Consider the following 23512-nt stretch of genomic DNA (forward strand, 5'->3'; position numbering starts at 1 on the left):
ATTATGAAAAAAAGAAAAATCGTGGTTGCACTGGGCGGGAATGCGATTCAAGCCGGGGACGCAAGCGCGGAAGCACAGCAGCAGGCATTGAAGGAAACGGCAGCATATTTGGCTGATATGCTTGACAGCGGAACCGACATCATTATTACACACGGAAACGGCCCGCAAGTCGGAAGCCTGATGATTCAGCAAAAAGCGGCAGACTCCCCAAAAACGCCGGCAATGCCTCTTGAAACGTGTGTATCGATGACACAGGGAATGATCGGCTACTGGCTGCAAAACGCAATCGATGAAGCTCTCCATGCGAAAGGAAAAGACAAACATGCGGCAACCGTCATCACCCGCGTCGCTGTCAGCGGCGATGATGAAGCTTTCCGCAACCCGACGAAGCCGATCGGACCGTTTTACAGCGAACAAGAGGCGAAAGAGCTGATGAACAGCGGAAACGGGGACATCGTCTTTAAAGAGGACGCGGGAAGAGGCTGGCGCCGCGTTGTACCGTCACCTGCCCCTGTATCCATCCTTGAATACGATGTCATCAACGATTTAGTCGAAAAAGGCCATATTGTCATCGCGGCCGGCGGGGGAGGCATTCCAGTCATTGAAGACAACCGGGCCGTCAGCGGCATCGACGCGGTCATCGACAAGGATTTTGCCGCTTGCAAATTAGCAGAGCTGGTTCAGGCAACCGAACTGATTATTTTAACCGCCGTCGATTATGTCGCAATCGATTATTTAAAACCGACGGAACGGGCGCTCAAACGCGTTACAACCGAAGAGCTGAAAGGCTATATAGAAGAAAAACAATTCGCAGAAGGAAGCATGCTGCCAAAAGTCAAAGCTGCCATTCAGTTTGCCGAAGCAGCGAAGGGAAACAAAGCGGTGATCACCTCCCTTCAAATGGCGAAAGAAGCCCTTGAAGGCAGAGCCGGCACGATTGTCGAACAGGGCTAAGCGGCATGAGGAAGGGCTCGGGAAGGGTTCTTCCTTTTGCCTGCCGCCCAAAACATGTAAAATTTAAAATGATAAGCCACAATCATAAGAATAACGGATAAGGGTGGTCGTTTCATATGAAAAACAAAGACATCATACATCATCTGAAAAAGTTTCCTCTATTCGCTTCCCTGAATAAAAAAGAACTGGAAAACATCAAACAGTTCATCTATTGGCGCACCTATCATAAAGGCCAGATTTTATTTATGGAAGATGACCCCCGGGAACGAATGTATCTTCTTCTTGACGGCTTTATTAAACTCGAAAAATCAAACGAAACGGGATCGATGTTTTATACCGACTACGTACGCCCCCATACGCTTTTTCCATTCGGCGGCTTGTTTCGCGACGAGCATTACCATTATTCCGCCGAAGCCTTGACAGATATCGAACTCTACTATATTCCCATGAACATCTTTGAAGATCTCGTAAGGGACAATAAAACGCTCCTTTTTGATGTTCTCAATGAATTATCCGACATTCTCGCCCTTCATGAAGAAAGGCTTAAGCGAATCACGCTCTCGCATGCGCACGACCGGGTGACGCAAGCGATCTATTACCTGACCGAAAGCCTCGGTGAAAAAGAACGCGACTCAACCGTCATCAGCTGCCCGATCACGGCGGCGGAAATCGCCAAAATCTCCGGCACCTCCCGCGAAACCGTCAGCGCCGTCTTGAAAAAGCTCCGCTGTGAAGGCATCATCAGCCAGATGAACAAGCAAATTATGATCAACCGGCCGGAGTATTTTGCGTAGCGGTTTGCGGTAATAGGCAATATCGATTTATGATATCATTCCGTTTCTCGGGATGATATCATAGAGAAATCCTTTCCGGCTTCTTTCCTGTCTGCTCCCTCCACAATCAATGCGTTCCTTGCCCGATGCTGCGGCTTTTTTATGACCTTAAACCATATCTCTCCGTGAGAAATTTCTTACCCCCGGCACCGTGAATAAGATAAACAAAACAATTAGTACACCATAAAACAACAGGTATGAATCAATAGGCGACTCATCAGGAGGAGACATCCCGAGCATAGGCAGAGTCCAAGGGTATATTTGCCCCAATAGCGTATTTGCGGCAAGTATGGACGGCAAAGTAAAGCCGATGCTGACCGCAAGCGGGATCCCGAATGTCTTAAACCTGATGGAAACGATCAGCTGCAGAACGATAAGCGGAAGGCAGGCAATCGATCCTTGGGCAACGTATCCCAATATCGCGAAAAAAGGCAGATCTCCTTTTAGCCCGTTAAGAAAGCCGACCATCATAAAGAGGATGAATAAGATGCCCATCGTCGCAGCCACCATCACCGCAACCATGACGCTTTTCGCAAAGAAAACACGGGATCTTAAAACCGGGAGAGCCAAAAGCTGCTTCCACCCTCCTCCTATATGTTCTCCTCTGCAGACAAATGCAGCATAAATGCCTACAAGAATCGGCAGTACAAAGGATCCCATGAAAACGGCAACCTGAGTCCAGGCTTCAATCCATTCGTTGTCGCCCGGCTGCACAAACAGTTTATAGTTATTGTGAAAGTTCGTATAAGCCAATATGACGCTGATAAAAGGAGCCAAAACATACAACACCCAGATTTTCGAGCGTTTTAATTTCAACCTTTCGGCAGCCAATATATTTTTTAACATCATACATCCTCCTACAGCACATCTCGCTTTTTAAAATGAAAGGCCCCCATGAACAAAAGCGCCACTCCGGCAAAAACATTAATCACGACAAAAGCGGATAGGTCCGGATTGACCCCAAGACCCTCATATTGCAAAATGACGGTCGATGACTGGCTCGGGTAAGCGAGCGGAAACCACCGCGTTGTCATTCCGGCAGCTAAAAATAGACCGACAATCGAGCTGATCGTACCGATGAGAATCGAAAAGGCCTGGTTTTTAAATGTGATGGACAGCCATAATTGAAAAGACATGATCGGCAGCGCCGTAAGCAACATGGCAAAGCTGTCTCCGAATAGAAGCCCCCACGGTACCGGCCCTTCAAATCCCAAAGCCTTCCCAAGGACAACCATGCCTATTGCAAATACCGCCGCAGTTAAAAGCAGACTGTTGAAAAGCCAAATATATTTGCTTAAATAAATCCTTACTCTTGATATTGGCAGAGACAGCGTTTGCTTCCATGAATTTGTCTGATGCTCTATATTTGCAATAATGGAAGCAATGATCGTAACGGCTAACGGAAAACCCAATCCAAACAGCATGCTGTTGTCAAAAAGCATATACTGCCACATAGAAGAGGCCTTGAACATTTCGGCTTGCCTTTGGACATATTCCACACGGTAAGTTAGATTTAACAGCTCATATGCCAGAACAACAAGGGGGACTAAGAAGACTGCGATAAACAAAGAGGAACGCTTGAGTTTCAAGAGATCGCCGTACAGCACTTGTTTCATAAGCTCCCCTCCGTACCTGTCAGCTCCAGGAAGATGTCTTCTAAAGAACGTTTTACTTCTTCTAACCGGTAAACAGAAACTCCCGATTTCACCAGCATTCCGTTGACTTCTGAAACAAACTCGGGGGATGTTTCGCTGATCCACAAATTTCCTTCCCGAAGTTCTGCATGCAATCCCCGGTTCTGTATGATAGATTGGGCTTCATAAATATTATTCACGCCAATTTTCAGGAGCGGTTTTTGCTTTTTCCTCAACGCCTCGATGTCATCTTGGAAAATGAGCTTACCGTTCATAATAATCCCGACTTGTGTCGCCATTTGATCAATCTCGCTCAACAAATGGCTGGATACTAAAACAGTCATCCCGTATCTATCCGGGAGCTCCTTGATCAACTCCCGGATTTCGTGAATGCCGGCAGGATCGAGTCCGTTCGTCGGTTCATCCAGCACCAGAAGATCAGGTTTGCTCATTAAAGCGGCCGCAATTCCTAATCTTTGCTTCATCCCGAGCGAATACTCTTTTGCTAACCGATCAGCCGCTTTTGACAGACGGACGATCTCAAGCGCTTCTGCAATCCGTGCTTCAGACAAATTCCGAACCCTGCGAATGACCTCAAGATTCCCTTCCTGTTAAATTTCCGTAATATGATGGCGATTCAACCAGAGAACCGATTCTCTGCAGAATTTGCATGCGGTTTTTGCGGATATCCTGGCCAAATAGCTGAATATTCCCTTCTGTAGGCTTGATCAAGCCTAACAGCAGCCTGATCGTTGTCGTTTTTCCAGCTCCGTTCGGGCCCAGGAAACCATATATTTGCCCTTTTTCGATTCTCATATCTAATCCGCTGACCGATGTTTGCTTTCCGAATTTTTTCGTTAAATTTTTTGTCAATACAACATTTTGTATCACTGTTCCTCACCTCGCCTTTATCATAGAGCCATTTGCATAAATGCGCCTTAAACTCTTTCTGAACATTACCTAAACACACAAAAACAGCTGCGAATATATGGACACGCAGCTTACATATTCTAAGCTTTCTTCTGTTCCAAAGGTTTGTTTAACGTTTTATGATTGCAGTGAGAAATAAAAAATTGTAAGAAAGTTAAACATCTCTTAAATTAAAGCCGGCATAACTTCCTTTGCCAGCTATTTCATGTGAAAATGAAAGCGTATCATTTGTGGAGGTCATAAAATGAATCATTCTTTCGGAGAGTGCAAAGTGTTAATCGTCGATGATGACCAGCATATTTTGAATTTATTAAACGTGGTGTTTGAAAATGAAGGGTTCTCTCATGTCTTAAATGCCGAAAATGGAGAGGAAGCGCTCTATCTGTTAAAACAGCAGCAGCCTGATATTGTACTGCTTGATGTAATGCTTCCGGATACCGATGGGTTTGCTCTTTGCAATCAATTTCGCCGGTTTACGAATATCCCCGTTCTTTTCCTTACAGCGAAAACGTCTGATTTGGATAAACTGCAAGGTTTTAGTTTTGGCGGAGACGATTATATTACCAAACCTTTCAACCCTCTTGAAGTCGTTGCCCGCGTGAAAGCCCAGTTAAAACGATCTAAAGGTGCCGCGCCCTCACCGTCCAAGCCGTCTTATGATTTCGGGGACTTTCAAGTTGATGAAACATCAGGGAAGCTTGTTGTGAATGGAAGAAAAATCGAATGCCCTGCGCAGGAATTTAAGCTGTTGTTGTATTTTTGCAGCCATCCCAATCAAATATTAAGCAAGCAAAAGATCTACAGGGATGTATGGGGTGAATTTTACAACGGCGATAGTACGGTCATGGTCCATGTGCCGGCTGAGGGAAAAAATCGAAAAAGATCCGGGCCGTCCAAAATGGATTAAAACGGCTAGGGGACTGGGTTATATTTTTGAAGTTCAGCAGACGGGTGAAACGCAATGAAGCTAAGAGACCGCATTGCGTTTCACTTTATATCCCGAATCATTCTGCTGATTGCGATTTGCACCGCTCTGTTCGTCGTCAGCACGCTTTTTTTCACTTTTTTTCTAAATGACCGGGAGCCGCACAAATCACCCCTTTCGTTATCAAGCGTCGTTCGGCAAACAGCTGTAAAAAGCGGAAAAATATCCGTTGAAGCTGAGGCGATCAGCCATTTAAAGGAATACCATATGTGGATCCAGATTCTTGATGAAAAGGGAAATGAGCTTTATTCCTTCAACAAGCCGGACAATATTCCAAGCCACTATATTCCCGGCGAGCTTGTCTCTGATTATGTTTACCCCGCTAAAAAAGGCTTTCATCTATCAACATGGTTTGACACGAAAGACGGGAAGACATTGACGTGGATTATGGGTGAACCATTTAAATCCGACAATCCGTTTCTATATTGGACAAACCAGCTTTGGATTCTTTCCATGATCATGATCGGGGTTATTGTTGCGCTGTATTTCGGAAAGCAGCTGGGGGCTCCTTTGCTTTACATCGTTTCATGGATCGAAAATCTCTCCAAAGGAACATATGCCGAGCCGGCATCTCACTCTTTCATACCAAAGAAAAAGAAAAAACCCGGATATAAACTATATCAGGAACTCATGAATGCAATGAGCAATCTTACGGTGATTCTTCAGAAAAACAAAGCGGAAAGCGAAAAGTTGGATAGAACGAGGGAAGAATGGATGACAGGCGTTTCACATGACTTAAAAACGCCATTGTCAGTCATTAAAGGATATACCATTCTTTTATCATCTGAAAAACATGAGTGGAACAAGGAAAAGGTAAGGGATTTTGCAAACATTATGAACGAGCGGGTAGAGTATATGGAAGAATTAATAGAAGAATTCAATCTCACCTTCCGTTTGAAAAATGATGCCTTTCCGATTCAAAAAGAAGAAAAGGACATAGTGGGCTTGTTAAGGGAAACTTTAACCGGTCTGAAAAGCTTGCCTGAATCGAAAGAAAAACAATTCGAGTTTCAGGCGGACCAAGATACAATTGCTTTTTATATGGATGAAAAATACATGCAGCGCGCCTTTGAAAACCTGATTGCCAACAGTATTAAACATAACCCTCCTGGCACTGAAATTAAGGTCTTGATTGAAAACAGTGAGTCTCAGTCTTTAACTGTTATCATAGAAGACAATGGAGTTGGCATGGAAAAAGAAACATTGGAGCATTTATTTGACCGCTACTACAGAGGAACGAACGCTTCTTCCAACACATCAGGCACCGGACTGGGCATGGCAATTGCCAGGCAGATTATTCATGCACACGAAGGTCATATTGAAATCTTCAGCAAACCTAGTCACGGGACTCAAATAAAGGTTGTTTTCCCCCATAAAGAAGGACCATCCCGTTTATAAGCGGGATGGACGCTGCCACGTTTTTATTTATACCGGAATTCCTCTGTTTCAAACCGCGCTCGACCTCGCATACGTGACCTCAGGATTTAAAATGACGCCGATTTTTGCGCCTTCTCTGAAACCTGGCTTCCTTTTCCGAAAAAGCTCCACGACCTTTGCCGTCGCCAGTGCTTTATGATAGTTCCACTGCATCCATTTTTTCGTGTTCTGCTCGTACGGATAGCGAATCGCGTCAAGGTAGATCCGAGTTTGCGGCACGATCGGTTCATTAAAGGTAAACCAGTATTTCACCCTGTCCCCATACCGTTCAAACGCTTTTTCCGCATATGCCGCAAATAAGCCAGCCACGTGTTTCGATCCCCATCCGCCGTACTGTTCCAGCAAGACAGCCGGAATTTCGTAGTGTTCAAGACAAAGCATCGGCTCTACTCCGCACCTCTTCAGCTCATCGATGACGTCATCAATGTAGCCTGCATACACCTCGTCAACTTCGGCGGTTTCATAATCCAAAAGAAACCGCGACCAGTTGATCGACGTCCGGTAGTGGGTTAGCCCGATGTCTTTCATATATTGAATATCTTCTTTGTAGTGGTTATAAAAATCGGTTGCCACCGCCGGTCCGTATCCGTCATGCCATACATCAGGATCATTCTTGTACCACATATCCAAATAGGAATCCTGTGTCGGCCGCTTCCCGTCCCAGCCCTCTGTCTGCCATGCCGATGCTGCAGCGCCCAGAATAAAATCGTCGGGAATCTTCCACGTTTGCCTGGCCATTTCGTTCGCTCCTTTCATCGCCTTTACATGGAAACATTTTTTTCAGAACTGACCGTAAGGCTTCGATTCAACAACATCACAAACGGAAGATAAATCAGCGCGGAAACGATGATGCATACGATTTGTGTGACGACGGCGCCGAGGCTTCCCCCTGTCGACAGCCACGCGTTGATAATCGGAGGCGTCGTCCACGGCACCATGACGACGGCTTTTCCGGCAAAACCCGCCGCTGTCGCGATGTAGCCGATTGTACCCGTCACAAGCGGCGTTACAATAAACGGGATCGCCATTAGCGGGTTCAGCATAACGGGAACCCCGAAGATGACCGGTTCATTGATATTGAAGATGCCGGGACCGAACGAAATTTTTGTAATGCTGCGCAAATCCTCCCGTTTTCCCGCAATAAAAATCGCGATCAACAGGCCGATTGTGACGCCGGAGCCGCCGATGCTCATGTACACATCCCAAAACGGCATCGTAATGATATTCGGAATCGATTCACCCGCTGCATAAGCATTCATATTAACGGTGATCGAAGCGAGCAGCAAAGGCTCCCTGATCGGCTTCACCATCTGGTTTCCGTGTATGCCGATCACCCAGAAAAACTGCGCAACAAACACTAGCAGCAGAATGCCGGGAAGGCCTTGAATAGCGCCTTCAAGCGGTTTTTGCACGATAGTGTATACGGCTTCATGAAGGTATATGCCCGTCATCCGATGAAACGCAAATCCGAAGCTGGCGATGATCGTGACGGTAATAATGGAAGGAAATAAAGTCCCGAACGATACAGAGACATTGGCCGGCACGCTGTCCGGCATTTTAATCCTGAGCCGGTCCATGCTTGCAAGCTTGCTGTAGATTTCAACGGACAAAATCGAAATAAACATGCCTAAAAACAGCGACTTCGGGTCCGTAAACTCCTTAGCCAGCACGTTCATCACTTCCTGCATTGAACCGTTCACTTCCAGCAGCACTGTCGATGGAATGACGCAGATATAAGACATCAACGCCATCAAGCCCGGGAAAAACGATTCATGCCCATTCAGCTTTCCGAGCTCGATCCCGATCAAAAACACCGCGCCGATCGTGATAAAGTTCAGCGTCGCATAATTGATCGATGCCATAATCGGCTCAAGCGCAGACAAAAAACGAAAAGGCCCGAAAACCGACAGCCCCGTCTCGGGACTCATCACCATATTCTGCATCAAAACCGCAAACGCCCCGGCAATGATAACCGGCATCAGCGTGACAAAAGCCGATTTAATGGCCATGATATATTTGAAGCTTGTTATTTTAAAAGCGACCCGTTCAAACGTCTCGGTCACCTTCGCCATCCTGCTCACATGACCTCCCCCTTTTTTTGGTTGTTTGCTTTTACTTTACATTGAAAACGCTTTCTTTTTGATGCACATTTTTTCCTTTGGGAGAGGAAATTTTTAGATTACGAATATAATAAGGGGAAGAGTGATTTTTGTTTAGAAATCAGTTGGGGCATGGCGATTACCCTACATCATTGCAACTATTGGTGAGACTTGATTAATCATGGAACGGAGGTAATTGACAAAATATCTGTCACCAGCGAAGCTTTTTATATAACGAAAAACTTCGCTGGGACTTCAAAGTTTTATCACTTAAATTACACTTAATTAAAATCAAATTCCAATTGGAAATCATAAGGTGGCAAGACATCGTCAATCTTTTCTTTATTAAAATGTTTTAAAATATAATAAAATAATGAATCTGAAACATACAATCTTTTATCATAGTAAGTAAAAACTTTTGGAAATATATCTTTTTTTGATTGTAATTCGTCAAAATGATTTAGAACAGATGTTAAAGCGCCATGATTTATTGATTTGATTGGATGGATGTTTTTCAGATTATCAAATAAGTATTGAAATGAAAATCCTTTTTTGGCAATTTCAACATCAGATGTTAAAACTACTTTTATTATATAATAATATAGTTTTAATTTCGCTTTCCTTTCCCCATCAGCAATATCCTGAATTCTTTTAAGATAATGCTCACTTAACGTTAAATAATAGCTTTCATTACATTTTATTGCCTTGTCTAAGTCGTTGAGAACTATATATTCTTCATTTGTCTTTCTAATATTATTAGCAATACAAAAATGAGAAAGGAGCTGCTGGTAAACAGCAACAATTCCACTGGATGCATCAATAAAGTAGTCAATTATTTCGTCACTTATATCTATGTTTAGTACATCACAACCTCGCTCTTTTATTTTCTTTAAATCCTCTTCTGACCATCTAGTAGCATCTATGTAATCAATTCTTTGAGATAGTTCTCCGTTAAATTTTTCAAAATACCCTTTATTGATTTTCGTTCCAATAATAATAAATCTTATTCCACTTTGATAAAACATTTTTAAATCGTAGGCGAGTAAGTATTGATCAACAAGCTTTAAATAATGAAAGTCGTCAAGTACTATAAATTTTATATTTTTTTCTTTTAATGCTTCTACTAGTCTTACACTAGTGGTCTTAGGTATAGTTTTTCTGGTAACTTCACTTATTACTTGTGTCTCTGTTAATTCTCCAGAAAGTTTTGCTTTTAAAAATTGAAATAAACTCGCTTCCGCATCTTTATTTAGCCTTGCACCTCTTTCAATACTGCTAGTTAAAGTTTCAGAAGTTTCAATTCCACATTTATATAAAATTTGATTATAAATCTCATATAAATCAACTCCTTTGGTGCAATCAATCTCAACGGTCTCTTTATTTGGAGTAATATATTTCTTCCTTAAATGACTCTTGCCTACTTTAGTTTCACCAAAAACAACGATATGGTGATCAGTTAATTCAATCTTATCTTTGAAATCATCATCTACATGATGTCTTAAAACATAACTTTTCAGCAAATTGCTTGATATCCCAAAAACTTCTTTTAATGAAGTAGACAACCCTCTCACCCCTAATTTTTATAATAAATAACTTCTACCTTACCACTTAGATTATAAACACAAATAATGAAATAATTTCAAACAATTCATAATTATAGATTAAAAGAACAAAACCATAAACCTCATTTTTTTAATCAGTAAAGTTTATTCTGAGGTTCTGGTACTCTCTTCATCCATGATAAGATAAACATAAAACCAACAAATGGAGATGAGGGAAGCATGAAGAACAAATTGATTGAACGGCTGATTACATATGCAAAGGTCGATACGCAGTCAAACGAAAACAGTGAGACGTGCCCTTCTACACCGGGCCAGCTGACGCTCGCCAATATGCTCGTTGAAGAATTAAAGCAGATCGGCATGGAGGATGTCACGATCGATGAAAACGGCTATGTCATGGCAACGCTTCCGGCCAATACAGAGAAGCAGGTGCCGACGATCGGTTTTTTGGCTCATGTCGATACGGCGACCGATTTTACCGGAAAGAATGTCAATCCGCAAATCGTTGAACAGTATGACGGAAAAGACATCGTGCTCAACGAACCGCTCGGCGTGGTGTTATCTCCGAAGGAATTTCCCGAGCTTGCCGGTTACAAAGGCCAAACATTGATCACGACGGACGGGACGACGCTGCTCGGAGCCGACAACAAAGCCGGCATCGCTGAAATCATGACGGCGATGGAATATTTGATCAGCCATCCCGAAATCAAACACGGCAAGATCAGAGTGGCGTTTACGCCTGATGAAGAAATCGGAAGAGGCCCTCATAAATTCGATGTGACGGCATTCAACGCCTCATACGCGTATACGGTTGACGGCGGTCCGCTCGGGGAACTGCAATACGAAAGCTTCAATGCCGCAGCCGCGAAAATTACGTGCAAAGGAACAAACGTTCACCCGGGTACGGCAAAAGGTAAAATGGTCAACGCCGCCAAAATCGCAATGAAATTCCACGCGGGGCTTCCGGAAGCAGAAGCTCCTGAATGTACAGAAGGTTATGAAGGCTTTTATCATCTGCTTTCGATCAACGGCGATGTCTCAGAAACGAAGCTGCACTACATCATAAGGGATTTTGACAGAGACCGTTTTAACGAGCGGAAAGCAGCAGTGGAAAAAATCGCAGACGACCTGAGGGCGCAATACGGAAAAGACAGCATCAGCGTTGTCATGAATGACCAATATTACAACATGAGAGAAAAAATCGAGCCGGTGAAGGAAATCGTCGATATCGCCTACCAGGCGATGAAAAACCTGGACATCGAGCCGGTCGTCAAACCGATTCGCGGCGGAACCGACGGCTCACAGCTCTCTTACATGGGACTGCCTTGTCCGAACATCTTTACAGGCGGGGAAAACTTCCACGGCAAATACGAATACATTTCCGCGGATCATATGGTGAAAGCTGTGAACGTTGTCGTTGAGATTGCGAAGCTGTTTGAGGAAAGAGCGTAATACCGAATAAAGCGGGAAGCGGCTGCAAGACACTGCAGCCGCTTTTTCTCAGATTAATCTCTATCTGCACTTGTTGAAATTAGATTCATCACATGCTGTCTGCCCGGTGCACCGTGTATCGCTCCTTTCACAGAAGCAGTTAAGGCGCCGCTTGCATTGGCAAACTCCAACAATCTTCGATGGTGCTTGCGTACTCGTTCACACAGCCTCTCGTTCGATACATCGAGTAGTGCCAACTCTGATAAAAAGCCTCCGATAAAGGCGTCGCCCGCGCCGGTTGTATCTGAAACAGCGACTTTAAATCCTTTATCTTCGTAGGTTTCGCCGGATTTCAAATAAATCGACGCACCGTTTCCCCCTTTTGTCAACACAACGATTTTAACATTGCCGGTAAAAAGCGAAGCAATCGCTTCCTTCTCATCATCAATATTTGTGATAAACGGCAATTCCTCAAGTGATACTTTTACAATATCCGCCAGCGGTAAAAACTGCTTGATCGTATGACGACAGCTTGTTTCATCAGGCCATAACGGGAGCCTGACATTTGGATCAAAACTAACAATTCCGCCGACTTCCCGGAAGTCATTGATTACCTTCATATGCGCCAGTTTCATTGGACTTTCAACTAAATCAATTGAACAGAAATGAAGAAGATCCCCTTTATGAAACCATTCAGATTTAACCTCATCTGCCGAAAGCAGCAAATCGGCTGCATTCTTCCGATAAAAATGAAAGCTTCTTTCGCCGGACTTGTCTACGGATACAAATGCCAATCCGGTTTCACCTTCGTCGCTTCGAACGATATAGGAAGTGTCAACTCCATTTTCTTCAAGAACGCTGATTAAGTAATCGCCAAAATGATCGTTGGCAACCTTCGTCAGCAATGCCGCACGGGCGCCGTATTTAGCAGCGGCAATCGCGGCATTCATAGGCGCTCCTCCGGCTACGCGCTCAAAGCCCGTGACATGTTGCAAGGGGGTTTCTTTTTGGATCGGTATAAAGTCGATTAACGTCTCACCGATGCAAAATATTCTGCTCATTTGGCTTCATCGCCTTTCCAAATATCTTTCAACGTCCAGTAAGTGAACTCTTCAACCCGTACATTGCCTTTCTCAGAAAACAGCTCAATCCCGGCTCTTCCTTCATTGGGATATATGCGGCTGGTCATTGTCGCTTCACCATGGTTCGCAAATACTTCAATAGACGATCTGTCAAGAAACAGATGCAAGGTGAGCTTCTCCTCCGCCTCAAGCCGTACGCTTCTCACACCGTCCCGCGTTTTGCCGGACTTTGAACAGTCGAGCGTCAGCTTCTGATCAACCAAGCTGTACTGGATGATTGTCTCTTCCTGTTCAATCCCCCTAATCTTTAAGCCAACCGTTTCGGCACTGCAAATTGTCAAATCAAAAACGGCCATCACTTCAAGAAGCTTTTCGGCTGTCTTTATAAAATAGCTGCTGGAAATCGATTGATTGGCACATTCATGATGTTCCGATTCACGAAGTAATTTAGTCTCCTCGACGGGATTCATTAAAATTTTGTGATCATCCTTCAACGTCAATTCACGCGGCAAAGTTAAAGCCCCGCACCATCCGTCCGCTTTCGTCGGCATCTCTGACTCCCACATATCCATCCAGCCAATCGCAATTCTGCGCCCTTTGTCATCCAACAAAGTTTGCACGGCATAAAAGTCATGGCCATGGTCCAGCTCTTTAAAGGAGCCATGTACAAACTCATTCGTTTCTTCATCATAGTCTCCAATCAAATAGCCTGTTTGATACAGATTTTGATATGAATCACCATCCGCCTCTATACCCTGAGGGGAAATCAGCAAAACGTGTTTGCCGTCTAATTCAAAGAAATCCGGACATTCCCACATAAAGCCGAGATTTCCGTCGCTTTGGGCGAGTATGCCTACATATTCCCAATCTACAAAGTTAAGCGAGCGGTATAAAATGACCCGTCCAACGTTCTCTTTTGAGGAATTTCCGACAACCATATACCAGGTCTCATGATGCTTCCATACTTTCGGATCGCGAAAGTGGCGTGCGCTGTCTTCCGGCGGCTCTGCAATGACAGGGTTTTCTTTCAGTTTTTCAAAGACGATACCGTCTTTGCTGACAGCTATATTCTGATTTTGATAGAAATCATCTTTCTCTTCATCTATCATATTATGCCCTGTATAGATTAAAGCGAGTTCGCCGTTATATTCGACTGCGCTTCCTGAGAAGCAGCCGCTCTCATCAAATTCGTCTCCTGGTGCTAAAGCGATCGGCAAGTGCTCCCAGTGAATGAGATCCCTGCTCTTCAAGTGGCCCCAATGCATCGGTCCCCAATTCTCATCATACGGATGATGCTGATAAAAGACATGGTACTCCCCATTATATTGAATAAGACCATTTGGATCATTTATCCAGTTTGCACAGGGCATCATATGATAGCCCATTCGGTAGCGGTGTTTCACTTTTTTCCCGGCTTTCTTCAATGCTTCTTCCGCCTGCTGAATTCTATTCATCTGTGACATCCTCTCTATATATGTTTTCTTTGTAGACTTTGAGCCAATTCAATGTCTTTCTTTGAGTCTAGCAAAGTGAAAATCGAAATAATGGTGAAACAAAGAACCATTGCTCCCATGATGAGATAAGTCTGCCGAAATCCGATGCTGTCGTATAAACCTCCCGCAAGCGGCGAAAAAATCGACGTGCCTACTTGGGATGCGAATTGAAAGCCGACAAGGTAAAGAACGGATGAAAGACGAGTATCAAAATTAGTCGCCAAATATTTAAACATCGCAATCAGCATAATCGGCAATTCTAAAGCATGAATGAGTTTCATCGACGAAATTCCGACCGGTCCGCTGACAAGTCCGGAACCGATAATACGGAAAGCCATTAAAAGCCCCGCTAAAATCAAACTTTTTTTAGGGCCGAGCTTATTGACGATGAAAGGTGCAAGAAACATCATGCCCGCTTCAATGAATACTTGGAATGAGTTAAGGTATCCAAATACTTGGTTCCCCAAGGCCGGAGTCGGAAACAAGGAAGCGTAGTAAAGCGGGAACTGCTGGTCATAGACGCCGTACACGCATGTTACGCCGATCACGTACAACATCAAAAACCAGAAGTCTTTTAAGAGAAAAAGCCCTCCGACGTCTTTTAACCTGACCGAGTCTGCCCTTTCCTTTTCATCATCTGTCATCTCAATTTTTACAGAAACAATAATGGCCACCAATATGACTGCTGAAACGGACGCAACCCAGAAGTTGATATTCGGATCGATGTTGAACAGCTGACCTGCAAAAAATGTCGCCGCAGCCCAGCCGAGGGAACCCCACATCCTTGTTCTTCCATATTCAAATTGATATTTTCGGCTGACTTTTTCAATGAAGGTTTCAATCGCGCCGATTCCGGCGAGAAAAGCAGTTCCCAAATAAACTCCCCCGACGATAGCCCCAAGAAAGACATTGTATTGCAAAAGCGGTCCGTAGACGAAAATATAAAAGGGACCCGTAAATACGAGAAGCAAACTGATCATAAATAATATGTTTTTCTTCAGCCCGAGCTTATCGGAAATAAAACCGTACAAAGGCTGCATGCACAAAGTAAAGATAGCGTTTACAGAAAAGATAATGCCCGTCGCAGACCCGGTCAAATTGATTTCTTGCCCTAACCAAATCGCAAATAAAGAATAGCTGGAAGACCAAGTAAAAAAGAAAAAGAAAAAATAAGCGCTTAGTTTCCAATACAGAATTTTTGAGCCTTTCATTTTCACTGCTCCCTTGACCATTATTTGAAATTGCTTAACTGCATTTGTGCCGTCATTCCGCATTCCGGGCGCCTCTCTTTACACGAAAATACGGATGTTTAACATGACATTTGCCTCTGCCGGCTTTGAATCGTTTGGACACCATCTCGCGAAAACGTTTTCTTTTGAAGCCGTTTTTCACATGGACGTTTCCATGCCAGACGCTTTTTTCACCTTAAACCATCATTCCAACAAAATTTAAAAGCGCTTTCAAATGAATTTTATGTCAACCGGTTTCATATGTCAACCGGTTGACATACATTTTTACAAAGGCGACAAAAAAGACCCTCGCGGAGATTCATGGAAAATCCTTGCACACAGCGGTTCAATTCTCTAAAATAAGTGCGTGATGAGAATTGTAAGCCATTTCAATAACACAGGGGGCAAATGCATGAAGCCTAACATTCACGATGTTGCAAAAATAGCAGGTGTTTCATCAACCACCGTTTCACGGGTGCTGAATAACCGCGGTTATATCAGCGAAAAAACGAAAGAAAGAGTGTACAAGGCGATGGAAGAAATCAACTATTTTCCAAACGATCTTGCCCGCTCTTTATTCCGAAAACGCACAAATTTAATAGGCCTCATTATTCCGAACTCCAGCAATCCTTTCTTCGGGGAACTGGCCTTTCATATTGAAAGCATTTGCACACAAAAAGGGTATAAACTTCTTCTTTGCAACAGTTTAAACCGCAAGGATAAAGAAGAAAAATATTTGGAAATGCTGATACGAAATCAGGTTGACGGCGTTATCGCCGTAACGTTTAACAGGGGCATTTTAGATTATCACAAACAAAACCTTCCGATTGTCGCAATCGATCACTATTTATCCAATCATATCCCGGTAGTGGGATCAGACAACTATGCCGGCGGAAAAAAGGCGACAGAATTGCTGCTCGGAAAAGGATGCAAGCACATTGTCCATATTAATGGACCGCTCGAGCTTGAAACACCTGCAAATCTTAGGAGAAAAGCATATGAAGACATCATGAAAGAACACGGAAGGCAGCCTGTTACATATGAAGTTCCTTTTCATCAAAATTATCAAGAATGTATCTCAAGGCTCTTTGATGAACAACCTAATGCCGACGGCATTTTTGCCAGTGACGACCTTATAGCTGCTGCCGTCTTGACTGAAGCCAAAAAACGCGGCAAAGATATTCCCAGCCGCTTAAAAGTGATCGGTTACGATGGAACGGAAACGGTTCAGTCGCTGCTCCCTTCTTTAACAACCATCCAGCAGCCTATTCAATCAATATCGCAAAAAGCAATCGATATCCTGCTAAAAGCGGTCGATGGTGATTTTAACGATTTGCCGCTTGAAACCTACTTGCCTGTTAAGGTTCTGGAAGGTGAAACCACTTAATATTCACATTTTGTTACGGAGAGATTTGCAGCCTTCATCTCTCCTATACCTCTTCCCCGCTTTTTGTAAAAATAAGATAAATTTTAACTTTTTTTCTAGACAAACCACCCTCCCTGTGATAATGTATAGTACAAGTTTTCAAAATATTCTATCTATGTGTGGAGGTGCCATAATTGGAAATGAGCAAAGTTCTGCCTGAATCGCTTACTTCCCTTGTGAAAGAGATGCTGACCAAAACGGATGGTTCAACAACCAAGGCAATCGAAACGCTAATAGGCGGCAAGGTTGATATTGAAGTTTTCCGGCAGGCCTATGTCGATTACGATCATCTATCCCCTGAGGAAGCAAAGCTGTTTCAGCCTGATGATAAGATTTTATTCAGGACCTCCTCATTAAAACGGGGCGATGATTATTTGTCATTTAACTATGTCTATGTCAAAACAAATGCATTGCCGCCAGCCGTTAAACGATATCTGAAAGAAGAACGGCTCCCCATCGGCAAAATCATTTCCGAACTGGAGTCAAGGCGTGAAATCTTCAGCACCGGTGAGTCCCTTGGAAAACACTTTACACATCTTGTGCCTGTTTCAACAGACAGGGAATACGTTTTTAAGCGATACCAGATCATCAGCGGACAGCAGTGCATCTTCCACGTCTCCGAACTGTTTGATTTAGAAAAAATCTGCAGACTGACAGCGGGCTGAATCATGCCCGTCAGCTACAGTTTTATGAAAGGGCTTCCGAAATCTCCTCATTCTTTCTCACCTCAAAACAAAAACCCCTGCGAAACAGGGGCTGTCATTTACTGATAGACCGTTTTCGGAACGGCAACAACCGGGTTTCCGGCGACATAAGGTGCGACGTCATATTGCTGGAAAACGATCGCAATCCCGTCTTTTGTAAAGTAGAATGCCGTGTTTTTAAGAAGGACAATGTCTTTTTTCTTCACATCCGGGAAGAACGTGTCCTGATGCTTTTGAATGTATTTGTAAATGTATGTTCTCGTTTTATCGATTTTTGATTTTTTGTTTAATACGTCTGTCAGATAGACGCGTTTTTTTGATTTTAAATCGTAGTTGAACGAGCGGACGGCTGTATTGCCGTGCGCCCCGCCGGAATACACGTAGTTTTTCGTCAGGATGCTGATCTTTTCGCCCGTCAGATATTTGACGTCAAAAGACGTTTGGTATGCCGTTTGATACCCGTGCTGTTGGCCGTCCTTTTTGTTTTTCAGATAGTCTTTGTAGGATTGTTCGATATAGTTTTTAAAGTCTTTGTTGATTTTGTTTTGCAAAGATCTGCTGCCGACGTTTTTAACCTGCGGGTACTTCAATTCCTTCACGTTTTTGTATGTATGGGTCGTCACCACCGGTTTTTTCCCATTCGCAGCCTGAGCCGAAGGAATCGCCGCTCCGCTGAACAACATCAGCATTAATAGCCCTGAAAGCATGATCGCCGCTGCTTTGAAAAACGGTTTTTTGTTCATCATATGGCCTCCTTTTTCGTTTCATTGTTATATTACCCATTTTCAAAACGGGTACACATGTAAGACTGACAGCCCCGTGAAAAAGTTTTCATTTCAATAAAAAAATTCGGTCTCATTAAAATGAAACCGTATTTCGGCAGGGTTTGTTTCAAAGCGGCTGGACATAAGCTTGAGAAATTGCATAAATCGCGTTCTTAGCAATAAATATCAAAACCCATTGACATTTTCGCAAAAAGTATTAATATTAAAATTATTATAAAAATCGCATAAAAAGGTTTTCCTTATCAAGAGTGGTGGAGGGACTGGCCCTGTGAAGCCCGGCAACCGCTGTCTTTTTGACAGAATGGTGCTAATTCCTTAAGAGCACGGCTGTGCTCTTGAAGATAAGGAGGAGATTGTCTGCCAAGCTCTTCCTTATCGGGAAGAGCTTTTTTATGTTAATAAAGAAAGAGGGATGAAGCATGACACAATCAACCGATGTACTGCAGCAAACGCCAGGAAGAAAAATAGGGCCGTTCAGGGCGGACCAGGTGGGCAGCCTGCTCAGGTCTGAGCCTGTTAAAAAAGCGCGCCTGCAAAAAGCAAACGGGGAAATTACCGCGGAACAATTGCGTGAAGTTGAAAACGAAGAGATCAAACGCATTGTCGAAAAACAAAAAGAAATCGGCCTGAAAGCCGTAACGGACGGCGAATTCCGCCGCTCATGGTGGCATTTCGATTTTCTCGAAGGTCTTGACGGTGTTGAAGGCTATGTAGCGGACAAAGGTATTCAATTTCACAATGTCGTAACGAAACCGCGCGGCATAAAAGTAACCGACAAAGTCGACTTTACAAACCATCCGATGCTGGAAGATTATAAGTTTCTTCATAGTATTGCGGGAACGCATACGCCGAAAATGACGATCCCGAGCCCGAATATGCTGTTTTTCAGAGGAAAGCTGGAAGAAAGCCCGTACGAGGATCTGGATGAATTCCACCACGATGTGGCGCAGGCTTACAAAAAAGCGATCCGCGCGTTCTACGATGCCGGCTGCCGCTATTTGCAGCTTGATGACACTGCCTGGTCCGTATTTTTCTCAGAAAAGGGACATGAGCAAATCAAGGCGTTCGGCCGCCAGCCTGATGAGCTGCGCCAGTCCTTCGCCAATACGATCAACGAAGCAATCGAAGGACGTCCGGATGATTTGACTGTCACAATGCATATTTGCCGCGGAAACTTCCAGTCAACATGGGTGGCAGAAGGCGGATACGACGCCGCTGCTGAAACGATTTTCGACGGACTGAACCTTGACGGGCTCTTCCTTGAATTCGATGATGAGCGCTCCGGCGGATTTGAACCGCTTCGCTTCGTGAAACGGAAAGACCTGCAAATCGTCCTCGGCTTAATTACATCTAAATTCGGAGAGCTTGAAAACCCGGATGATATTAAGCGGCGCATTGAAGAGGCGTCCCGATATGTCGACCTGAACCAGCTGTGCTTAAGCCCGCAGTGCGGCTTTGCTTCAACGGAAGAAGGCAACCTGCTGACCGAAGAACAGCAGTGGGAAAAACTGCGCCACGTGATCGAAATTGCCGAAGACGTTTGGAAATAAATAAGGACATGTTTCAAGCCATACCTGATATCAGGTATGGCTTTTTTTATGTCTTCTTTTAAAAATCCTTCTTGATTTGTTCATAGTTTGATCATATTTGGCTTCTATAATGCTTGTTAGTGAGGTGATCGAATCATGATAAAGAAAAGGAAAATTGATATATTCCTAGTTCTCATTCTCTTATTATCCGCAGCGCTCAACCTGTACGGCATCTGGAACAGCGATACAGACAACGCCTACTACACGGCAGCCGTTACGAGCATGACGCAAAGCTTTCACAACTTCTTTTACGCTTCTTTTGATCCGGGAGGTTTTGTAACCGTCGATAAACCGCCGGTCGCACTATGGGTACAGACCCTTTTCGCGCTTGTGTTCGGCGTGCACGGCTGGAGCGTCGTGCTTCCCGAGGGAATCGCGGAAGTCATTTCCGTAGCACTGCTCTACTTCATTGTAAAACCTACTTTCGGGAAAACGGCAGCAAGAATTTCCGCACTCGTTATGGCTTGTACACCGATTGCCGTCGCTGTCAGCCATACAAACAACGTTGACAGCATTCTTGTCCTTTGTTTGATGATTGCAACATGGATGCTGTTTAAAGCAGTCCGCACAGGAAAAATCGGCTGGCTGCTCGGCGCATTCTGTATGGTCGGCGTCGGCTTTAACGTCAAGATGCTGCAAGCGTACATGGTGTTACCTGCATTTATGCTGTTTTATCTGATTGCAGCAAAGACGACGACTCGCAAAAAAATTGTGTCTCTGATTACATCGGTCATCGTTCTTGCGGCGGTTTCCGTATCATGGGCAGTCGTTGTTGACAGCCAGCCGGAAAGCTCCAGGCCTTATATCGGCAGCAGCCAGACGAACTCTGTCATGGAGCTCGCCTTCGGCTACAACGGAGTCCAGCGTCTGACGGGACAGTCCGGAGCAGGCGGGGGCAAAGCGGCTTCTGATCAAACACAAAAGAAATCGAACCAAGAGCAGCAAAGCGGCACATCTAGCAGCAGTTCATCTTCCTCAAACGGACAGATGAATCCGCCAAGCGGCGGAGAAATGCCTTCAGGCGGTCCGGGCGGCCAGACGGGCGATGTTCAAAAAGGCGGCGGCGGTCCAGGAGGCGGGGGCAACGGTGCAGGCTCTTTCGGTACGGGGACACCGGGACCTCTTAGATTGTTCCAATCTGAGCTTTCAGGTCAGGCAAGCTGGCTGATCCCGTTTGTATTGTTCGGCATCATCGGCTTGCTGATCACAGGCCTTCGCGGTCAAAGAAAATTCAATGATACAACGAATGAAACGATTTTCTGGACGATGTGGCTTGTCCCTGTCGCCGGCTTCTTCAGCATCGCCGGATTCTTCCACCACTACTATCTGATCATGCTGGCAGCACCGATTGCAGCCTTGTCAGGTGCGGGCTGGACGGCACTTGTTCGACTTTATCAGGAAGAAAACGGCTGGAAAAAACGGCTATTGCCAATCGGCGTTTTGCTGACAACAGCGTTTGAATTGTATATCTTCAGCCCTTATCTCAGCGACATCGGAATCGGCTGGAGCATTCTCATCGGCGCTTTCGGAATCGGCACAAGCTGTCTTCTCTTCTTCTTTGCCAAAAAAGGAAAGTCGTTCAGCTACTACGTTTCGCTTGCAGCGCTTCTCGGCATGCTGATCGGTCCTTTCTACTGGACGACGGCGACTCTCGCTGACGGAGTGAACGGCATGATCCCGCAAGCCGGGCCTAAATCGGCGCAATCGTTTGGCGGAGGCGGCGGCAAGATGCAAATGAAAAACGGTGACGGGCCTCCGGGATTTGGCGGCCAAGAAGGCCAGTCAAACAACAGCAGTCAAAGCGGCAATGGCGCACCGCCTAACATGAATTCCGGCCAAACCGGGCAGGACAATGACAACGCCGGCAGCAGCTCCGGCCAAAACCAGCTAGGCAGCAGCCCTAATCAGAAAAAGCAAATGAGATCAGGCGGAATGGGCGGCGGCGAATCAGTCAATGAAGCCCTCCTGTCATACCTGGAAAAGAACAATACCGGAGAAAAATACTTATTTGCAGTCTCAAGCGCAACTTCTGCTCAATCTTACATCATCAAAACCGGCAAAGCAGTGATGGCGATGGGCGGATTCTCCGGCAGCGACCCGATTTTGACCGTGAGCAAGCTCGAAAAGCTCGTCAAAAACGGTGAAGTCAAATACTTCCTGATCGGCGATGACAAAGGAATGCAAAACTCTGACATTACAAATTGGATTAAAAAGCACGGCAAAAAGATTTCTGAGAGCAAGTGGAACGGCTCGTCTTCAACAAGCAAATCACAAGCAAACGGACCGGGAGGAAACCAGACTCTCTATAAAGTGGAGCTAGACTGATAAAGGAAGGGTGATGAAGGTGCAGAAAGAAATCACATTTTCAATCGTAATCCCTGTCTACAACGAGGCAGAGGTTCTTCACAACACTTATGACAGACTCAAAAACGTCATGGATTCAACCGGTGAAGCCTATGAGCTGATTTTTGTAAATGACGGCTCCAGCGACGACAGCATTCATATGCTGAAGTCGCTGGCAAACACTGATCCGGCCGTAAAATGCCTGAATTTCTCAAGAAACTTCGGACACCAGATAGCGATCACCGCAGGAACGGACTACGCAGCGGGAAAAGCGATCGTCGTCATTGACGCGGATTTGCAGGACCCGCCCGAACTGATTTTGGAAATGGCGGAGAAATGGCGTGAAGGCTATGACGTCGTTTATGCCGTCCGGACGAAGCGGGAAGGAGAAACGTTTTTCAAAAAACAGACGGCCTCCATGTTTTACCGCATCCTGAGAAAGCTCACAGATGTTGACATCCCCGTCGATACGGGAGACTTCAGGCTCATGGACCGCAAAGTCGTCAAAGAACTGAACAAACTAAAAGAGAAAAATCCGTTTGTACGCGGACTCGTCAGCTGGCTCGGATTCAACCAGACGGCCGTGTACTATGAACGCCGCGAACGGCTCGCCGGCGAAACGAAGTATCCGCTCAAGAAAATGCTGAAACTTTCGCTGGACGGAATTACATCGTTCTCCTTCCAGCCGTTGAAACTGGCGAGCTACTCAGGAATCGTGCTTTCGGCGATCGGCTTTATATACGCCTTTATCGTCGTCTGCCTGAAGCTGTTCACGACAAGCACCATTACCGGCTGGTCTTCGATGATCATCCTGCAGTGCTTGTTCAGCGGATTTATCCTGATCATCCTCGGAGCGATCGGCGAATACATCGGACGGATTTATGACGAAGTCAAAGACCGGCCGCTTTATATCATAGACGGAAAATACGGATTTGAAGAAAAGAGACAGGCTGCCGCACCTCAGCGGCATATCGTGTAACAAATAAAGAGATACAA

At 44.9% G+C, this 23512-nt stretch carries 18 protein-coding genes, 3 pseudogenes and 1 riboswitch; of the genes and pseudogenes, 11 read left to right on the forward strand and 10 right to left on the reverse strand.

Annotated elements, in window-relative coordinates:
• Nucleotides 1–3 precede the first annotated feature (3 nt).
• Together arcC and NSQ39_RS19865 are read left to right on the forward strand one after the other, a co-directional pair.
• Nucleotides 4–954, forward strand: coding sequence for a carbamate kinase (arcC, locus tag NSQ39_RS19860; protein ID WP_175075973.1), 951 nt, complete (start codon nt 4–6; stop codon nt 952–954).
• A gap of 116 nt (nt 955–1070) precedes the next feature.
• Nucleotides 1071–1748 (forward strand): Crp/Fnr family transcriptional regulator, encoded by a 678-nt coding sequence (locus tag NSQ39_RS19865; protein ID WP_046130068.1) that lies wholly within the window; start codon nt 1071–1073, stop codon nt 1746–1748.
• A 147-nt stretch (nt 1749–1895) separates the two neighbouring features.
• On the opposite strand, the gene NSQ39_RS19870 is transcribed toward NSQ39_RS19865, so the two are convergent.
• The 3 genes and pseudogenes from NSQ39_RS19870 to NSQ39_RS19880 all read right to left on the reverse strand — a co-directional run bounded on the left by NSQ39_RS19870 (nt 1896) and on the right by NSQ39_RS19880 (nt 4309).
• Nucleotides 1896–2633 (reverse strand): ABC transporter permease, encoded by a 738-nt coding sequence (locus tag NSQ39_RS19870; RefSeq protein ID WP_175075972.1) that lies wholly within the window; start codon nt 2631–2633, stop codon nt 1896–1898.
• 11 nt (nt 2634–2644) lie between these two features.
• The gene (locus tag NSQ39_RS19875) at nt 2645–3403 is read right to left on the reverse strand and encodes an ABC transporter permease (RefSeq protein WP_175075971.1); all 759 of its coding nucleotides are present in this window, start codon (nt 3401–3403) and stop codon (nt 2645–2647) included.
• A pseudogene (locus NSQ39_RS19880) lies at nt 3400–4309 on the reverse strand (ABC transporter ATP-binding protein). Before NSQ39_RS19880 ends, NSQ39_RS19875 begins: the two are co-directional and overlap by 4 nt.
• A gap of 286 nt (nt 4310–4595) precedes the next feature.
• Between NSQ39_RS19880 and NSQ39_RS19885 the strand changes: the two are divergent.
• A pseudogene (locus NSQ39_RS19885) lies at nt 4596–5316 on the forward strand (response regulator transcription factor).
• Nucleotides 5313–6734 carry a sensor histidine kinase gene (locus NSQ39_RS19890; protein ID WP_175075970.1) on the forward strand — a complete coding sequence of 474 codons (1422 nt, stop codon included), beginning with the start codon at nt 5313–5315 and terminating at the stop codon, nt 6732–6734. The pseudogene NSQ39_RS19885 and the gene NSQ39_RS19890 overlap by 4 nt, the downstream one beginning before the upstream one ends.
• A 54-nt stretch (nt 6735–6788) precedes the next feature.
• Here the strand turns inward: NSQ39_RS19890 and NSQ39_RS19895 are convergent.
• The 3 genes and pseudogenes from NSQ39_RS19895 to NSQ39_RS19905 form a co-directional block, all read right to left on the reverse strand.
• A pseudogene (locus NSQ39_RS19895) lies at nt 6789–7511 on the reverse strand (glycoside hydrolase family 1 protein); the annotation flags it as partial.
• A gap of 23 nt (nt 7512–7534) precedes the next feature.
• Nucleotides 7535–8845 carry a PTS sugar transporter subunit IIC gene (locus NSQ39_RS19900; RefSeq protein ID WP_216898937.1) on the reverse strand — a complete coding sequence of 437 codons (1311 nt, stop codon included), beginning with the start codon at nt 8843–8845 and terminating at the stop codon, nt 7535–7537.
• Between the two features lie 308 nt (nt 8846–9153).
• Nucleotides 9154–10443: an ATP-binding protein gene (locus NSQ39_RS19905; protein ID WP_309245906.1), complete on the reverse strand. Its 1290-nt coding sequence runs from the start codon at nt 10441–10443 to the stop codon at nt 9154–9156.
• Between the two features lie 210 nt (nt 10444–10653).
• On the opposite strand from NSQ39_RS19905, the gene pepT reads away from it, so the two are divergent.
• Nucleotides 10654–11886, forward strand: coding sequence for a peptidase T (gene pepT, locus NSQ39_RS19910; RefSeq protein ID WP_341016689.1), 1233 nt, complete (start codon nt 10654–10656; stop codon nt 11884–11886).
• 53 nt (nt 11887–11939) lie between these two features.
• Here the strand turns inward: pepT and NSQ39_RS19915 are convergent, their stop codons facing one another.
• The 3 genes from NSQ39_RS19915 to NSQ39_RS19925 are packed head-to-tail and all read right to left on the reverse strand — an operon-like array spanning nt 11940 to nt 15651.
• A complete protein-coding gene (locus NSQ39_RS19915; RefSeq protein WP_216898894.1) occupies nt 11940–12926 on the reverse strand; it encodes a carbohydrate kinase family protein in 987 nt (328 codons plus the stop codon).
• A complete protein-coding gene (locus NSQ39_RS19920) occupies nt 12923–14401 on the reverse strand; it encodes a glycoside hydrolase family 32 protein (protein ID WP_216898896.1) in 1479 nt (492 codons plus the stop codon). The genes NSQ39_RS19915 and NSQ39_RS19920 overlap by 4 nt, the downstream gene beginning before the upstream one ends.
• A gap of 14 nt (nt 14402–14415) precedes the next feature.
• A complete protein-coding gene (locus NSQ39_RS19925) occupies nt 14416–15651 on the reverse strand; it encodes an MFS transporter (RefSeq protein WP_216898898.1) in 1236 nt (411 codons plus the stop codon).
• A 103-nt stretch (nt 15652–15754) separates the two neighbouring features.
• Between NSQ39_RS19925 and NSQ39_RS19930 the strand changes: the two genes are divergently transcribed.
• The 3 genes from NSQ39_RS19930 (at nt 15755) to NSQ39_RS19940 (ending at nt 17760) form a co-directional block, all read left to right on the forward strand.
• Nucleotides 15755–15892, forward strand: coding sequence for a hypothetical protein (locus NSQ39_RS19930; RefSeq protein ID WP_216898900.1), 138 nt, complete (start codon nt 15755–15757; stop codon nt 15890–15892).
• 189 nt (nt 15893–16081) lie between these two features.
• Nucleotides 16082–17056, forward strand: a complete 975-nt coding sequence (locus tag NSQ39_RS19935) for a LacI family DNA-binding transcriptional regulator (RefSeq protein ID WP_046130056.1) — start codon at nt 16082–16084, stop codon at nt 17054–17056.
• A 179-nt stretch (nt 17057–17235) separates the two neighbouring features.
• Nucleotides 17236–17760 (forward strand): chorismate--pyruvate lyase family protein, encoded by a 525-nt coding sequence (locus NSQ39_RS19940; protein WP_341016998.1) that lies wholly within the window; start codon nt 17236–17238, stop codon nt 17758–17760.
• 98 nt (nt 17761–17858) lie between these two features.
• Here the strand turns inward: NSQ39_RS19940 and NSQ39_RS19945 are convergent, their stop codons facing one another.
• Nucleotides 17859–18542, reverse strand: coding sequence for a DUF3298 and DUF4163 domain-containing protein (locus tag NSQ39_RS19945; RefSeq protein WP_216898902.1), 684 nt, complete (start codon nt 18540–18542; stop codon nt 17859–17861).
• A gap of 278 nt (nt 18543–18820) precedes the next feature.
• Nucleotides 18821–18932, forward strand: a riboswitch (SAM riboswitch).
• 71 nt (nt 18933–19003) lie between these two features.
• Here NSQ39_RS19945 and NSQ39_RS19950 point away from each other — a divergent pair.
• From NSQ39_RS19950 to NSQ39_RS19960, 3 genes are all read left to right on the forward strand, one after another.
• A complete protein-coding gene (locus NSQ39_RS19950; protein WP_046130048.1) occupies nt 19004–20134 on the forward strand; it encodes a 5-methyltetrahydropteroyltriglutamate--homocysteine S-methyltransferase in 1131 nt (376 codons plus the stop codon).
• A 135-nt stretch (nt 20135–20269) separates the two neighbouring features.
• Nucleotides 20270–22498, forward strand: coding sequence for a glycosyltransferase family 39 protein (locus NSQ39_RS19955; protein WP_335497908.1), 2229 nt, complete (start codon nt 20270–20272; stop codon nt 22496–22498).
• Nucleotides 22499–22511: 13 nt separating this feature from the next.
• Nucleotides 22512–23495 (forward strand): glycosyltransferase family 2 protein, encoded by a 984-nt coding sequence (locus NSQ39_RS19960; RefSeq protein ID WP_082094088.1) that lies wholly within the window; start codon nt 22512–22514, stop codon nt 23493–23495.
• Nucleotides 23496–23512: the final 17 nt, after the last annotated feature.

It is taken from the genome of Bacillus sp. FSL W8-0848, assembly GCF_038007805.1.
GTDB classification, from domain to species: Bacteria; Bacillota; Bacilli; order Bacillales; family Bacillaceae; genus Bacillus; species Bacillus glycinifermentans.